Source organism: Wenxinia saemankumensis, assembly GCF_900141735.1.
Taxonomy (GTDB): domain Bacteria; phylum Pseudomonadota; class Alphaproteobacteria; order Rhodobacterales; family Rhodobacteraceae; genus Wenxinia; species Wenxinia saemankumensis.
The window spans coordinates 487296-503020 of record NZ_FQYO01000002.1; the positions used below are offsets into that span (position 1 = coordinate 487296).

A 15725-nucleotide genomic window follows, 5' to 3' on the forward strand; every position below is an offset into this window, starting at 1 on the left:
GACGGCGAGTCGGGCGAGCGTCACCTCTGCGTCAGGGGGGGCGCGGGTCGTCAGCGCTGCCCGGTGAAACGGCCCGCCCCCTCCGCCGGCCGACCCTCATGGGCGCGGGCGTGGCGCGCGACCGCTTCGGTCACCTGCAGGGCGGGATCGCAGCTGCGCCGCGTCTCCAGATCGACATGGAGGAGCAGGGTCTCGACCGTCGCGGCGAGGGTGCCGTCGCCGCGGGCCAGCCGGTGGAAGAGGTGCAGCTTCTTCCCCGCGCCCGACAGGACCTGCGTCGTGACGGTCAGCCTGTCGCCCGCCAGCACCTCGTCCAGGTAGCGGACATGGCTCTCGACCGTGAAATAGCTGAGGCCCCCTGCGATGTAGTCCGCATCGGCCCCGACCAGCGCCATGAACCGGTCGGAGGCGCGGCCCGCCGCCTCGAGATAATGCGTCTCGTTCATGTGGCCGTTGTAATCGGTCCAGCTGGACGGGACCTGCGCGCGGAAGGTCACGGGCAGGCCGTCCACCTCCTCCGGCGGGGACAGGGTGGCCTCGTGGCCCAGGATCGTGCCGCCCGCGCCCGAGCCGGTGCGCTTCAGCGCGCGGAGCATGGCGACGAGGTTGTCGTCGCGCAGCCGCTCCAGCGCGCGGATGCTCAGGTGGCCGGACTGCGCGTCGGACTGCGCCGCGATGGTGGCGACCAGCTCGGGCGTGAAGGCGGGCACGTCCGTCAGCTTCGTCCAGGGCCAGGCGAGGGCGGGGCCGAATTGCTCCATGAAATGCGCCATCCCGGCCTCGCCGCCGGCGATGCGGTAGGTCTCGAACAGGCCCATCTGCGCCCAGCGCAGGCCGAAGCCCTGGCGGATCGCCTCGTCGATCTCGTCGGTCGTGGCGATGCCGTCGGTGACCAGCCACAACGCCTCGCGCCAGATTGCCTCGAGCAGGCGGTCGGCGATATGGGCGTCGATCTCCTTGCGCAGGGTGAGGGGATACATGCCGATGCCGCGCAGCAGGTCGGCGGCCCGGGCGCAGGCCTCCGCCCCGCCCACCAGCTCGACCAGGGGCAGCAGGTAGACCGGGTTGAACGGATGCGCGACGATGGCGCGCGCGCCCTCGGCCGTCAGCTCGGAGGGCCGGAAGCCCGAGGTGGAGGAGCCGATGATCGCGGCCTCCGGCGCGAGCTCGGTGAGCTGGCCGAGGATGCGGTGCTTGAGGTCCAGCCGTTCGGGCACGCTTTCCTGCACCCAGTCGGCACCGGCCACGGCGCGGTCCATCCCGTCCTCGTAGGTCAGCCGACCCTCGGGCGGCAGGGCCGCGTCGTAGAGGGCGGGGAGCGCGCGCCGCGCGCCGTCCAGCACCTCGCCGATCCTGCGCCGGGCCTGCGGGTCGGGGTCGAAGACCGCCACATCCCAGCCGTTCAGCAGGAACCGGGCGGCCCATCCGCCGCCGATGACGCCGCCGCCGACGATGGCCGCCTTCATGCCGGGGCCCGCTTCGTCAGACCCAGCTTCTCGCGCACGGCCTGCGGGCCCATGATCGTGCAGCCCATCCCCTCGACGATGCCCACGGCGCGCTCGACCAGCTGCGCATTGGTGGCGAGCCGGCCGCGCGCCAGCATCAGGTTGTCCTCCAGCCCGACGCGGACATGCCCGCCCGCCAGCACGGCGGCGGCGACATAGGGCATCTGGTCCCGGCCGAGCGAGAAGGCGCTCCACGTCCAGTCCGGCGGCACGGCGTTCACCATCGCCATCAGCGTGTTCAGGTCGTTCGGCGCGCCCCAGGGCACGCCCATGCAGAGCTGCACGAGCGCGGGCGAGGCCAGCACGCCTTCCTCCACCAGCGCCTTGGCCAGCCACAGATGCCCCGTGTCGAAGGCCTCGATCTCGGGCACGACGCCCAGCTCGGTGATCGCCCGGCCCATCGCCCGCAGCATGCCGGGCGTGTTGGTCATGACGTAATCGGCCTCGGCGAAGTTCATCGTGCCGCAATCGAGCGTGCAGATCTCGGGCCGGCACTCGGCGATATGCGCGACCCGCTCGGAGGCGCCGGCCATGTCGGTGCCCTTCGCCACGGGAAGGGGGGACTCGACCCCGCCGAAGACGATGTCGCCGCCCATCCCGGTGGTGAGGTTCAGCACCACGTCCACCTCGGACTCTCGGATCCTGTCCGTCACCTCGCGGTAGAGGCGCGGATCGCGCGACGGCGCGCCGCTCTCGGGGTCGCGGACGTGGCAATGGACGATGGCCGCCCCGGCGCGGGCGGCGTCGATGGCGCTGGCCGCGATCTGCGCGGGCGAGCGCGGGACGTAGGGCGAGCGGTCCTGCGTGGCCCCCGATCCGGTGACGGCGCAGGTGATGAAGACCTCGCGGGTGGGGCTGAGCGGCATCGGGGCGTCCTTCGTCTGGCCCGCCCATGTGAAGGACGGATCGCCCCGCGCCGCAAGGCGGAACGGTCAGATCGCGGCGGACAGCCTCGCGGCGGCGCCGATGGGATGCGCGGCGCGCAGCGCGTCCCGGTTCAGGTCCGCGACGGATCTCGCGCCCATCAGCTTCATGTCGCGCACGATCTCGGCCTGCATCAACGCCAGCGCGCGCTCGACCCCCGGCTGCCCGGCCGCCGCGAGGGCGTAGAGGTAGTACCGCCCGAGGCCGACCGCCTTCGCCCCCGTCGCCAGCGCCTTGAGCACGTGGGTGCCGCGCTGCACCCCGCTATCCATCATCACGTCGATCTCGCCCCCCACGGCGTCCACGATCTCGGCCAGCTGGTCGAAGGGCGCGCGCGAGCCGTCGAGCTGCCGCCCGCCGTGATTGCTCAGCACGATGCCGGCGCAGCCGATCCCGACCGCGCGGCGGGCATCGGCCACCGTCATCACGCCCTTCAGGCAGAACGGCCCGCCCCATTCGGCGACCATCCGGGCCACGTCGTCCCAGTCCATCGAGGGGTCGAGCATCTCGGTGAAGTAGCGCCCGATCGAGATCGTGCCGCCGCCCATGTCGACATGCGCGTCGAGCTGGGGCAGGGCGAACTTCTCGTGGGTCACGTAGTCGATGCCCCATTTCGGCTTCATCACGAACTGCGACAGGCCGCGCGCGTTCAGCTTCATCGGGATCGAGAAACCCGTCCGCAGGTCGCGCTCGCGGTTGCCGCCGGTGATGCTGTCGACGGTCAGCATCATCACCTCGACGCCCGCCTCCTTGGCGCGGGACATCATGGCGCGGTTCAGGCCCCGGTCCTTGTGGAAGTAGAACTGGTAGCACTGGGGCGTGTCGTATTGCCGGCGCAGTTCCTCGAGGCTGACCGTGCCGAGCGACGACACGCCGAACATCGTGCCGAACTTCGCGGCCGCCGCGGCGACCGCGCGCTCGCCCCGGTGGTGGAAGAGGCGCTGCAGCGCCGTCGGCGAGCAGTAGACGGGCAAGGCGAGGCGCTGGCCCATGATCGTGACGGAGGTGTCCACCTCGGCCACGCCCGTCAGGACCGAGGGCAGCAGGTCCACCCGCTCGAAGGCGGCCGAATTGCCGCGCTTCGTCACCTCGTCGTCGGCGCCGCCGTCGATGTAGTCGAAGATGGGGGAGGGCAGGCGCCGCCGCGCCAGGCGGCGGAAATCGTGGAAGTTGTGGCACTGGCCAAGGCGCATCGACATTCTCCCGCGGATCCCTCGGCCCGGTGAGTAGTCCCGTCCGCGGCGCCCTGTCAAACCGGGCTCAGGTGGTCCGGCGGCGGCGCAGGGTCGCGGCGACCAGCGCGGTCGCCCAGATGAGGGCGAGCCAGAGCGCGAGCCCGGCGAGGAAGGCGGCGAAGGCCGCGCCGAAGCCGGCGGGCAGGCCCGGCAGGACCGGCGCGGTTCCCAGCACCGCGGGGGCGAGGACCAGCCCGCCGAGGGCGATGGCCCCCGCCGCGCCGGCCACGGTTCCCCGGGTCGCGGCCCCCGCCCGGCCCCGCAGCGCCCGCCGGGCGGCGCGGATCTGCCGGCCGAAATCGGACTGGCAGGCAAGGATCGCGGGCACCAGCAGCAGCACGAGGACCATCCCGAAGCCCAGGCCGTAGACCAGCGTCACGACGGTCGGCTTGAGGAACTCGGCCTGTGTCGACCCCTCGTAGAGCAGCGGGGCGAGGCCGAGCACCGTGGTGGCCGTGGTCAGGAAGACCGGACGCAGACGGTCGGCGGTGCCGTCGATGATCGCGGGAAAGAGCCCGCGCCCCTCCGCCTCCTCGTCGATCGTGGTCACCAGCACGATGGAATCGTTGATGATGATCCCCGTCATGCCGATCAGCCCGACCACCGAGAAGAGCGACATCGGGATGTCCCATTGCGCATGGCCCCAGATCGCCCCGACGAGGCCGAAGGGGATGATCGACATCACGACCAGCGGCCGCGTCCACGAGCCGAAGATCCAGCACAGGACGAGGTAGATCCCGGCCAGCGTCAGGATCAGCGCGGTCTGCGCGTCGGACAGGAACTCCGCCTCCTGCTGGTTCAGCCCGCCCTGGTCGGTCGAGACGCCGTAGCGGCTGGCGATGCCGGGCAGGATCTCCTCCTCGATGATCCGGCCGATCTCGGCGGCGCGGTCGGGATCGTCGTCCGCCAGCTCGCCGAGGACCGAGACCATGACGATGCCGTTCTCGCGCCGGATCGACGCGAAACCCTGCTGTCGGGTCACCGTGACGATGTCGGCGAGCGGGACGTAATCGCCCGCCTCGGTCCGCATCAGCGTCCGGTCGAGGAAGTCGGCCGTGAGCTCGTCCTCCGGGATCTCCACCCGCACGGTGGCCGAACGCCCGTTCAGCGGGTAGCTCGCCGCCTCGATCCCCGTCAGGCGCTGGCGCAGCGTCTGGCCGAGGCTGTCGGTCGTGAAGCCGAGCGCCTGCCCGCGCGGCGTCAGCTCGAGGATCAGCTCCTCGCGGTCGTAGGACAGGCTGTCTTCCAGGCCCGAGATCTCGGGATAGCGGGCGAGGGCGGTCTTCAGCGCCTCGGCCGCCTCCTTCAGGCGGCCGACATCTGCGCCGGAAAGCTGGATGTCGATGCTGTCGCCCGCCGGCCCCGCGCCCCAGGACCGGAAGCTGATGGTCTCGGTCAGCGGCAGCTGGCGGGCCTCCTCGGTCAGCATCTGGACGAACTCGCCCGAGGAATAGGGCCGCTGGTCCGCGTCGACGAGCGAGACGGTGATCGCGCCGAGCTGCCAGCCCTCCTTGTCCTCGGCGCCCGAGAGGGGGCGGCCAGAATTGTCGCCGATCTGGGCGATGGCGAAGGTGACGGGGTCGAGCCCGTGCTCGGCCTCCAGCCTCTCGCCCAGCGCCTCGACCGCGCGCTGCATCTCGGTCATCTGGGCCAGCGTGTCCTCGCGCGCGGCGGCGGGCAGCATGGCGAAGTTGCCCGTAACCGACCCCTGCTCGGGCGACGAGAAGAACCGCCATTGCACGTCGCCCCGCACCAACTGCGCGGCCTGCGCGGCCAGCAGCAGGATTCCCAGCGCGATCACCGGGTAGCGCGCGACCACCACCCCGGCCATCAGCGGGCGGAAGAGACGGTCGCGGACCCAGCCGAAACCGCGGTTCACCATCCGCGAGGGCCAGTCGTACCAGGCCTGCTTCGCCCTACCGACGGAATGGCCGAGATGGTTGGGCAGGATCAGGAAGCATTCGACCAGGCTGGCCGCCAGCACCGCGATCACCGTCCAGGGGATGTCGCGGATCAGCGTGCCGAACCGGCCGCCGATCACAACGAGGCCGTAGAAGGCGATGATCGTGGTCAGCGTCGCCGAGAAGACGGGCGCGAACATCCGCCGCGCCGCCGCCTCGGCCGCCTCCGGCCCGCTCTCGCCGTGGCGGCGGACGCGGTGATCGGCATGCTCGCCCACCACGATCGCGTCGTCCACGACGATGCCGAGCGTCAGGATCAGCGCGAAGAGCGAGATCATGTTGAAGGTGATGCCCATCAGGTGCATCAGCGCGATCGCCGCCGCCATCGCGACCGGGATGCCCAGCGCGACCCAGAGCGCGGTGCGCGCGTTCAGGAACAGGAAGAGCAGCGCCACGACGAGGGCGAGCCCCGTCAGCCCGTTGTCCAGAAGCAGGTTCAGCCGCGACTCGATCTGTTCGGCCGAGGAATTGGTGAGCGAGAGAGTCGTGCCGGCGGGCAGCGTCGCCTCGAGCTGCCGGGCCGCGTCGGCGGCCGCCTCCTGGATCGCGATCGCGTCGCCCTGCGCGCTGCGCTCCACCCGCACCTGCACGGCCGGGTCGTCGCCCACGTAGAAGGCCACGTCGCGATTGGGGCCGAGCGTCGTCACATCGGCCACGTCGCCGACGGTCAGCGTCGTGCCGTCGATGTTGCGGCGCAGGACGACGGCCGCGATCTCCTCGGCCGAGCGGGCCTCGGTCCCGGTGCGGATCCGGGCGGTGCCCTCGACCTCTCCCGCGGGGTCGGCGCTGACCTCACGCCCGATCGCGGCCGAGATGTCGGACAGGCCGATATCGTAGCGCACGATGGCGATCGAGGGCACCTCGACCAGGATCTGCGGCGCCGCGACCCCGCCCACCGAGCTGCGGGTCACGCCGCGGTCGAACAGCATGCGGGCGTATTCGTCGGCATAGAGGGCGAGCTGGTCGACGCTGACCGGCCCGGCGATGACCACGTCGGTCACGCGGTCGGTCCACCCGCCGGAGCGGACCTGCGGATCCTCGGCGCTGTCCGGCAGGTCCGAGGCGCCGTCCAGCGCCTCCTGCACCGCGGCCTCGGCCGCCTCCATGTCGGTGTTCGGCTCGAATTCCAGGCGGATCCGGGCCGACCCTTCCGAGGCGCTGGCATCGGCCGAGGTCACGCCGTCCACCGCCATGAGGGCCGGGTTCAGCACCTCGACGATCGAGGCGTCGACATCCTCGGCCCCCGCGCCGGGCCACGAGACGCTGACGGTCACCGTGTCCGAGACCACGTCGGGGAAATACTGCGCCCGCATGCTGGGGATCGCGATGACCCCGGCAAAGACCATCAGCGCGAGCACGAGGTTCGCCGCCGTCCGGTGGTGGACGAAATAGGCGAGAAGCCCTCCGATCACGCCGCCGCGGCCCACTGCCTCAGCCCCCCATCCGGTCTTCGAGGCTGGCGACGAGCTCGGCCGGTACCTCGTCGGAGTCGAGCTGGGCCAGCACGCGGCTTCGCGCCTCCTCGGGCATCGCCTCGCTCGCCACGACGAAGGCGCGCAGCCGCGCCCGGCGCTCGGGGTCGAGGGCGATGGTCTCGCCCGCCGCTGCGGTCCCGGCCGCCGAGTCCGGCCCGTCGCCGGGTGCGGCATCGGCCCCGCCGGGCGCGGCCGCGGCCGTTTCCCCGTCGGGGGCCGCGCGTTCGATCAGCAGGCCCGCGCCCAGCAGGGGCGAGCGCTCGGTCACCACCTCCGTCCCGGCGAGATCGGCCGCGGCGACGATCAGGTCGTCGCCCTGCCGGCGCAGCACCTCGACCGGGCGCAGGGCCAGCCGGTCCTCTTCCGTCACGGCCAGCACCTCGTCCCCCGCGCCGACCGCGGTGGCCGGCAGCAGGGCAACGCCGTCCAGCGCCGGTTCCTCGATCCGGACGGTGACGAAGTCGCCGGGCCGCAGGCCCGCCGCCTCGCCCAGGGCGGCGAAGATCAACCGCCCGGTCTGCCCCTCGCCGACGGTCGCGGCCTCTCGGGTGATGCGGCCCGTCGCGGTCAGCTCGAAGCCGCCGGCCTCGAGCGCGACCGAGACCGGCGCCTCCAGCAGCGATCCGTCCTGCGTCAGCCGACCGTACTGCTCGGTCGAGACCCGGAACGCGACCTCGAGCGCGTCCGGGTCGACGAGCTGCGCCACCTCCTCGTTCGCGGTGATGCGCGCCCCGGGCGCGAGCGTCACGCCGGAGAGGCGCCCCCCGAAGGGGGCGCGCAGCGCGACGTTGCCCAGCGTGCGCTCGGCATCGGCCACCGCGATGCGGCGGCGCGCCACCTCGGTCCCCGTCAGGTCGATCCGCGTCTGCGCCTGAGCCACCGCCTCGCGGGCGGCCAGGACCTGCGCGGCGGCGGTCGAGGCGGCAAGCTCGGCCGCCTCCAGATCGCTCGCGACGGTGATCCCGCGCTCGGCAAGATCGCGGGCCCGGGTCAGGGCCTGCTCGCGGAGCGTCGCCTGCGCCTCGGCCGCCGCCAGCTCGTCCTCGGCGAGGACGAGCGCGCGTTCGGCGTCGCGGCCATCCGCCTCGGCATCCGACAGGTCGGCCCGGGCGCTGGCCAGCAGACCCTCCGCCTCGACGGGATCGACGCTGAAGAGCGTGGTGCCGGCCGCGACCACACCGCCCTCGACCATCTCGGGCGCGACCGTCTCGACCGTGCCGCCGGTCGGGGCCCGCAGGGTCAGCGTCCGGGTCGAGCGCAGCTCGCCGAAGACGGTGAGGACCGGGGTCAGCGTCACCGGCTCGACCACCTGCGTGACGACCGTCGCGGTGCGCTCGCGCTGGGGGAAGCTGCGCGGCTCGGCGTTCATCCGCGACTGCGCGGCGCCCCAGAGGGTCGCGCCCGCCTGGAACAGCAGGCCGAGCGTCGCCGCGAGGAGGAAGAGCCCCAGGAGCGAGCGGCGGAGAAAGCGCATGGGCGTTCCGATCGTGGTCGTTCGGCGAAGGGCGGAGACCGCACGTCATTGTGCCCGCCGCCGCGGGGAAGTCCATTCCCGAGCACCTGAACGTGACCGGGCCGCGGTTCCGTCGCGCGCGCGGCCCGTTTCTTTCGCGGGGATCCTGCGATCGGCCGGCGTAGGCATGGCTCCGCGGCCGGGCGGGGCCCCGCCCCGGCGCCTGCACCCCTTCTTGGCGGCGTTCGGGCAGGGTATCCCGGGAAGCCGGCGCCCCGGGACGGTTGCCCGAGAGGCGCGGCCCGGGCGAGCCGCCCGCGCCGCCGGAGGCGGAGGGATCAGACCGCCGCCACCTCGGCCAGCAGGGCGGCGTTGCCGCCGGCGGCGGTCGTGTCGATGCAGACATGGCGCTCGTGCAGGGCATGGGCCGCGTCGGGCATCGCCGTGATCAGCGGGACGAGCTTGCCGTCCCGCGCCGCCAGCGCCGTCTCCATCGCGCGGGCGGTGTCCGCGTCGCCCCACCAGATCACGGCCGAGAGCGGGCGCAGCCCGGTCAGCGCCGCCGGCTTCACCGCGCCACCCGCGCGGACGGCCCGGCCGCCAAGCGCCGCCACGGCCTCGGCCTGCGCCGCTTCGGCCTCTGCCCCGGGGCCGGCGCAGAGGATCGGCGGGCGGGGGACCAGCGACAGCCGGTTCGATTCCCCCGTCGGCCCCGGCAGGGTCAGGGTGCGGACCGCGCCCTCCGACCCCTTCGCCGCGTCGACCTCGGCCAGGCGCGGCGCCGGGTCGGGGGCGGGGCCGCCGGGATCGCCCGGGGCGGCGGATGGCGCGGCGGGCGCCCGGAAGCGCGGCAGGTAATGCGGCCCGCCCGCCTTGGGGCCCGTTCCCGACAGCCCCTCGCCCCCGAAGGGCTGCGAGCCGACGATGGCGCCGATCTGGTTGCGGTTGACGTAGAGATTGCCGACCTCGACCGAGGTCACGATCTCCTCCACCCGGTCGTCGATCCGCGTGTGCAGCCCGAAGGTCAGGCCGTACCCCATCGCGTTGATGTCGGCGACGACGCGGTCGATCTCGCCCGCGCGGAACGTCGCGACATGCAGCACCGGACCGAAGACCTCGCGCCCCACGGCGGCGATGTCCTTCACCCGCAGGATCGTCGGCGGGATGTAATGGCCCGAGCTGGCGGGCAGGGGAAGCTCGTGCAGCAGCCGCCCCTCGGCCCGGGCGGTCTCGACATGCGCGCGGATCCCCTCCGCCGCCTCGTGGTCGATCACCGGCCCGACATCGGTGGCGAGGTGCCAGGGATCGCCCAGGCTCAGCTCGTCCATCGCGCCCTTCAGCATCGTCAGCAGCCTGCCCTCCACGTCCTCCTGCACGTAGAGGCAGCGCAGCGCCGAGCAGCGCTGCCCGGCCGAGCGGAAGGCCCCCATGACGATGTCGCGCACCGCATGCTCGGGCAGGGCGGTGCTGTCGACGATCATCGCGTTGATGCCGCCCGTCTCGGCGATCAGCGGCGTGCCGGGCGCGGCGTGTTCGGCGAGGCTCTCGCGGATCCGACGCGACGTGGCGGTCGATCCGGTGAAGGCGACGCCGTCCAGCGGCAGCGCGGTCAGCGCGGCGCCCGTCTCGGGGCCGCCGGGCAGCAGCTGCAGCGCCGCGCGCGGCACCCCGGCGCCGTGCAGCAGCGCGACCGCCCGGGCGGCGGTCAGCGGGGTCTGGCCCGCCGGCTTGGCCAGCACGGCATTGCCGGTGGCGAGGGCGGCGGCGATCTGCCCGCTGAAGATGGCCAGCGGGAAGTTCCAGGGGCTGATCGCCCCCCAGATGCCGCGCGGCGGCGCCTCGCCCGCCGCCTCGGCCTCGGCCGCGTAGTAGCGCAGGAAATCCACCGCCTCGCGCAGTTCGGCCACCGCGTCGGGCAGCGCCTTGCCCGCCTCGCGCGCCAGCAGGGCGAAGAGTTCGGGGGCATGCTCCTCGTAGGCGTCGGCGGCCCGGCGCAGCGTGGCGGCCCGCTCCGCGACCGGGGCGTCCCAGGTCCGGGCGGCGCCGTGGGCGGCGCGCACCACTTCCGGCGTCGCGGCGACGACCCGGCCGACCAGCAGCCCGTCGACGGGAGAGGTCACGCTGTCCTCCGTCCCGCCGGAGGGGGCGGTGAGCGGCCCCTCGGCGAGGATCGGCGCCGCGCCCCACAGATGCTCGCGCCAGGCGGCGCGCGCGATGTCGAGCGCGGCGAGCGTCGGCGCATGGGTCAGGTCCCAGCCGGCCGAGTTGCGGCGGTCCCCGAACAGGTCCGGCCCGGCGGGGAAGGGGCGGGGGCGGCCGAGCGAGTCCCAGGGGTCGGCGGCCACCGTCTCGGGCGGGACTTCCTCGTCCACGATCTGGTTCACGAAGGACGAGTTCGCCCCGTTCTCGAGCAGGCGGCGGACGAGATAGGCCAGCAGGTCCTCGTGCGCGCCGACGGGGGCGTAGATCCGGCAGCGCGTGCCGTGATCGGCCATGACGAGGTCGTGCAGCGTCTCGCCCATGCCGTGCAGGCGCTGGAACTCGAACGCGTCCTTCGGCACCCCGCGCGCCTGCGCCATGTGCAGCACGGCGGCGACGGTATGGGCGTTGTGGGTGGCGAATTGCGGGTAGATCCGGTCCGTCATCGACAGCAGCCGGGCCGCGTTGCCGAGATAGCTGACATCGGTCGCCGCCTTCTCGGTGAAGACGGGAAAGCCCTCCAGCCCCTCGACCTGGGCGCGCTTGATCTCGGCGTCCCAGTAGGCGCCCTTGACCAGCCGCACCATGATCCGGCGGCCATGCCGCCCGGCCGCGTCGTGCAGCCAGTCGATCACGTGCCCGGCCCGCGGTCCGTAGGCCTGCACGACCACGCCGAACCCGTCCCAGCCCCGGGTGGAGCCGTCGGCGAGGCAGGCGTCGATCACGTCGAGCGAGAGCGACAGCCGGTCCGCCTCCTCGGCGTCGATGTTGAAGCCCATGCCGGCGCTGGCGGCCAGGCCCGCCAGCGCGCGCACGCGCGGCACCAGCTCGTCCATCACGCGGGCGCGCTGGGCGATCTCGTAGCGCGGATGCAGGGCCGAGAGCTTGACCGAGATGCCGGGATTGGCCGCGACCGAGCCATGCACGGCATGGTCCGAGATGGCCGAGATCGCGCGGCTGTAGGCCAGGTGGTAGGCGCGGGCATCGGCGGCGGTGCGCGCCGCCTCGCCCAGCATGTCGTAGCTGTAGGTGTAGCCCTTCCGCTGCATCCCCTCGGCGCGCTTCATCGCCTTGCCGATATCCTCGCCCAGCACGAATTGCCGGCCCATCTCGCGCATCGCGCGGCCGACCGCGCTGCGGATCACCGGCTCGCCCAGCCGCTTCACCGCGCCGCGCAGCGCCCGGAACGGGGCGGGGCGATCCTCGTCCAGGACCCGGCCCGTCAGCATCAGCGCCCAGGTCGAGGCGTTGACCAGCGGGGAATGCGACCTGCCGAGATGCCGGCCCCAGTCCGAGGGCGCGATCTTGTCCTCGATCAGCGCGTCGATCGTCTCGGCATCGGGTACGCGCAGCAGCGCCTCGGCGAGGCACATCAGAGCGATCCCCTCGTCGGTGGAGAGGCCGTACTCGGCCAGGAACACCTCCATCAGCCCCGGATCGGCATGGGCCCGGATCCGCCGGACGTAGTCCGCGCCCGCCCGGCCGATGGCCCGCCGCGCCTCGGGCGAGAGGTCCGCCCGCGCGGTCAGGCGCGCAAGTGCGTCCGCCTCGGGGCCGAGATAGGCGGCGTCGATCGTGTCGCGGATGCTGCGGGGGCTGTCGTCGCGGGGCATGGGAGGGCTCCGAGGGAGAGGGGCGATGCCACAATATAGGGCTTTGCGCGGCGGCGTATCGACCGTAAAGCGGATCACGGGTGGGCGATCCGCCGCAAATCGGGGGATATCATGGTCCAACAGGATCCGTTGCTCGACGCGTTCGACCGCCGCATCCTCGACGTGCTCGCCACCGAGGGACGGATCCCCGTGGCCGAGCTCGCCCGCCGGATCGGGCTGAGCAAGACGCCGGTCCAGGCGCGTCTGCGCCGGATGGAGGAGGCGGGCGTGATCCGCGGCTACCGCGCGCTGATCGACGAGGTGCGCCTCGGGCGCGACCACATCGCCTTCGTCGAGGTGAAGCTGACCGACACGCGCGAGGCGGCGCTCGCCGCCTTCAACGCCGCCGTCGCCCGGCTGCCGGAGGTCGAGGAATGCCACATGATCGCCGGCCAGTTCGACTACCTGCTGAAGGTGCGCACGACCGGAATGACCTCGTACCGCCTCCTCCTGGCCGAGAAGGTCTCGACCCTGCCGCATGTCGCCAGCACCTCCACCTATGTCGTGATGCAGGCGGTGGTGGAGGAGGGGCGCCCCGCCGGGGCCTGACCGCGCGCGAAGGCGTGATTTGACGCCGGGGCAGGACGGCGCAGGTCGGCCGTCATGCGCCTTCTCCTTCTCTTGGCCCTCTGCCCCGCTGCCGCCCTCGCGGACTGCCCGCCCGGCCCCGACATCGCGGCCGAGGCCGCGCCGCTGATCCGGGCACTGCCGCAGGCGGGGGGCGAGCGCGCGGCGCGCCTGATCATGGACGATCTGTGGCAGCTCTGGATGCGGGCGCCCGATCCGCGCGCGCAGGAATTTCTGGACCGCGGGATGGACCGGCGGGCCGCCTACGACCTGCGCGCCGCCTACGACGCCTTCGACCAGCTCGTGGGCTATTGCCCGGGCTGGGCCGAGGGGTGGAACCAGCGCGCCTTCGCGCTCTTCCAGATGCAGGATTTCGAGGGCGCCCTGCCGGATCTCGACCGCGCGCTGGAGCTCTCGCCCGCCCATGTCGGGGCGCTGTCCGGCCGGGCGATGACGCTGCTGGCGCTCGGGCGGGTCGAGGAGGGGCAGCAGGCGCTGCGCGACGCCCTCGCGGTCAATCCCTGGCTGGCGGAGCGGCGGCTCCTGATCGAGCCGCCCGGCGTGGACCTCTGATCCCGGCTTCGCTATCGATCGGACCGGGGTCGCCCGCGTGGTGGAATTGGTAGACACCGCAGACTTAAAATCTGCTGGCCGCAGGGCCGTGCCGGTTCGAGCCCGGCCGTGGGCACCCCCCAGCCGGACCGCGCCGCGCCGGCCCGCTCCGCCCGGGCGCCCCGTCCGCAGGGCCCGTTGCCGACCCGCGCGCGGGGGCTCTCCCTCCGCAACGACCAGCATAGCCGATCAGAGACAGACAGGGGGGGGGACGTTCCCCGGCCTGGCGCCCCTTGCCCGCACCCCCTCGGCCCGCGCATCCTGCGCCCCGGCGAGGTGACGACATGACCAGAGACATCCCGATCGAGCCGCTGCGCGCGGAGGAGTTCGGCCCTTTCGGCGAGGTGCTCGACACCGACGGCGATCCCGACCGGATCATCAACCAGGGCCTCTGCGGCCGCTGGCACGACCGGGCCGCGCTGGACTTCGGAACCGGACGGGCCGGGATCAGCCTGTTCCGGGCCGAACCGCGCGGCCTGCCCCTGCGGCTCGAGATGGTCGAGCGTCACCCCGAGGGCAGCCAGGCCTTCCTGCCGATGACGGAGCACCCGTTCCTCGTGATCGTCGCGCCCGATGCGGGCGGCGTGCCAGGGGCGCCGCGCGCCTTCCGCGCCGCGCCGGGGCAGGGGGTCAATTACCGCCGCGGCACCTGGCACGGGGTTCTGACGCCGCTCCACGCGCCCGGGCTCTTCGCCGTCGTGGACCGGATCGGGGCGGGCGCGAACCTGCAGGAGCACTGGTTCGACGCGCCCTGGACGATCCGCGGCTGACCGCCCGGCGGGGCGGCCAGGGACGACGGCCGCGGCCCCCGGAACGGGCCGGCGGCGCGCCACACCCCCAGCCCCGTCGCCGCCCCCGGCCGGAGCGCCTGTCCCCGTCCCGACCGCCCGCTTGCCCGGGACGCCCCCGGGCTCTCCCGGCCCGCCGGTCGCCGGGGCCTACCCGCTCTTATCTTGCCCCAAATACTCCGGGGGCTCGCGAAGCGAGCGGGGCGGAGCCCCTCGCCGCCGACGCCCCGCGCTAGCGCAGACGCAGCGCGGGATGCCGGTTGACGTCCTTGTAGAGCAGGTAACGGAACCGCCCCGGCCCGCCGGCATAGCACGATTGCGGGCAGAAGGCGCGCAGCCACATGTAGTCGCCCGGCCCGACCTCGACCCAGTCGCGGTTCAGCCGGTAGACCGCCTTGCCCTCCAGCACGTAGAGGCCGTGCTCCATCACGTGGGTCTCGGGGAAGGGGATCAGCCCGCCGGGGCGGAACTCCACGATGTTGACATGCATGTCATGCGCGATCTCGCCGGGATCGACGAAGCGCTTCGTTGCCCAGGCGCCGTCCGTGTCCGGCATCGGAACCGGCTCGTGGTCGTCCTCGTGCGTGACGAAGGCGCCGGGCGGGGCGAGGCCCGGCGCCGCCTCCCACGACTTGCGGATCCAGTGGAAGGAGAGGGCGCTTTCGGCCCGGAGCGCCCAGTCCGCGCCGGGCGGCAGGTAGGCGTAGCTGCCCGCCCGCAGCGCACGATCCGACCCGCCCAGCGTCAGGCGCCCGGTCCCGGCGGTGACGAAGAGCACGCCCTCGGCCCCGGGATCGGGCTCGGGCGCGGTCGATCCGCCGCCGGCGCCGGTTTCCATCAGGTAATGGGCGAAGGTCTCGGCGAAGCCCGAGAGCGGGCGGGCGATGATCCAGGCCTCGGTCGCCTCCCAGCCCGGCAGGCGCGAGGTGGTGATCCCCCGCATCGTCGAGGCGGGCAGGAAGGCGTAGCTCTCGGTGAAGACGGCGCGGGTCTCGGCCGCGGCGTTCTGCGGCGGCAGGCCGCCTGGGGGCGTGGCGTATCCGGTCATGGTCGGCACCTCCTGCCGTCCTGATGCCAGAGGAACGGGGGCGGGGCCAGAGGACGCGCCGGAGGGCGCGGCCCCGCCAGGCGGGGCGGGACCGGCGACGCCGCCGCCGGTCGCGTGCTGGGGCGCCGGCCGGAACCCGGCGCGCAGTCATCGGCCGCGAAGGGAAGGCGCAGGTCATGGGCAGCCCCCCTCCGGCGCCTTGCCGCGGGCGCCGGGGGCGGGGCGGGCCGGCCGAACCGGGCCCGGGGGCGGGGCGGGGGCCGGCCGGCCCGGGTCGGCCGGCCGCGGAGCCTCGTGCGGCCGGCC

General features: G+C 73.5%; 10 protein-coding genes and 1 tRNA gene. 4 read left to right on the forward strand and 7 right to left on the reverse strand.

The window, feature by feature from the left end; all coding sequences use genetic code 11:
* Positions 1 to 50: 50 nt before the first annotated feature.
* The 6 genes from BUE30_RS06185 to putA all read right to left on the reverse strand — a co-directional run bounded on the left by BUE30_RS06185 (position 51) and on the right by putA (position 12365).
* Positions 51 to 1466, reverse strand: a complete 1416-nt coding sequence (locus BUE30_RS06185; protein WP_073327038.1) for a carnitine 3-dehydrogenase — start codon at positions 1464 to 1466, stop codon at positions 51 to 53.
* Complete coding sequence (bcoG, locus tag BUE30_RS06190) at positions 1463 to 2371, reverse strand: 3-dehydrocarnitine:acetyl-CoA trimethylamine transferase BcoG (RefSeq protein ID WP_073327041.1); 909 nt, start codon at positions 2369 to 2371, stop codon at positions 1463 to 1465. The genes BUE30_RS06185 and bcoG overlap by 4 nt, the downstream gene beginning before the upstream one ends.
* A gap of 66 nt (positions 2372 to 2437) precedes the next feature.
* Positions 2438 to 3628, reverse strand: a complete 1191-nt coding sequence (locus tag BUE30_RS06195) for an alpha-hydroxy acid oxidase (protein WP_244526283.1) — start codon at positions 3626 to 3628, stop codon at positions 2438 to 2440.
* 61 nt (positions 3629 to 3689) lie between these two features.
* Entirely contained in the window at positions 3690 to 7037 is a 3348-nt protein-coding gene (locus BUE30_RS06200) for an efflux RND transporter permease subunit (RefSeq protein WP_073327741.1), read from the reverse strand.
* Positions 7038 to 7056: 19 nt separating this feature from the next.
* Positions 7057 to 8574 (reverse strand): efflux RND transporter periplasmic adaptor subunit, encoded by a 1518-nt coding sequence (locus tag BUE30_RS06205; RefSeq protein ID WP_073327044.1) that lies wholly within the window; start codon positions 8572 to 8574, stop codon positions 7057 to 7059.
* A 317-nt stretch (positions 8575 to 8891) separates the two neighbouring features.
* Positions 8892 to 12365, reverse strand: coding sequence for a bifunctional proline dehydrogenase/L-glutamate gamma-semialdehyde dehydrogenase PutA (gene putA / locus BUE30_RS06210; protein WP_073327047.1), 3474 nt, complete (start codon positions 12363 to 12365; stop codon positions 8892 to 8894).
* 111 nt (positions 12366 to 12476) lie between these two features.
* On the opposite strand from putA, the gene BUE30_RS06215 reads away from it, so the two are divergent.
* From BUE30_RS06215 to BUE30_RS06230, 4 genes are all read left to right on the forward strand, one after another.
* Complete coding sequence (locus BUE30_RS06215; RefSeq protein WP_073327050.1) at positions 12477 to 12953, forward strand: Lrp/AsnC family transcriptional regulator; 477 nt, start codon at positions 12477 to 12479, stop codon at positions 12951 to 12953.
* Between the two features lie 54 nt (positions 12954 to 13007).
* Positions 13008 to 13544 carry a tetratricopeptide repeat protein gene (locus BUE30_RS06220; protein ID WP_073327052.1) on the forward strand — a complete coding sequence of 179 codons (537 nt, stop codon included), beginning with the start codon at positions 13008 to 13010 and terminating at the stop codon, positions 13542 to 13544.
* Between the two features lie 31 nt (positions 13545 to 13575).
* Positions 13576 to 13659: transfer RNA gene (locus tag BUE30_RS06225), tRNA-Leu, on the forward strand.
* 208 nt (positions 13660 to 13867) lie between these two features.
* Positions 13868 to 14353: an ureidoglycolate lyase gene (locus BUE30_RS06230; RefSeq protein WP_073327055.1), complete on the forward strand. Its 486-nt coding sequence runs from the start codon at positions 13868 to 13870 to the stop codon at positions 14351 to 14353.
* A gap of 250 nt (positions 14354 to 14603) precedes the next feature.
* Here BUE30_RS06230 and BUE30_RS06235 read toward each other — a convergent pair whose 3' ends face one another.
* The gene (locus BUE30_RS06235; protein ID WP_073327058.1) at positions 14604 to 15419 is read right to left on the reverse strand and encodes a bifunctional allantoicase/(S)-ureidoglycine aminohydrolase; all 816 of its coding nucleotides are present in this window, start codon (positions 15417 to 15419) and stop codon (positions 14604 to 14606) included.
* Positions 15420 to 15725 lie beyond the last annotated feature (306 nt).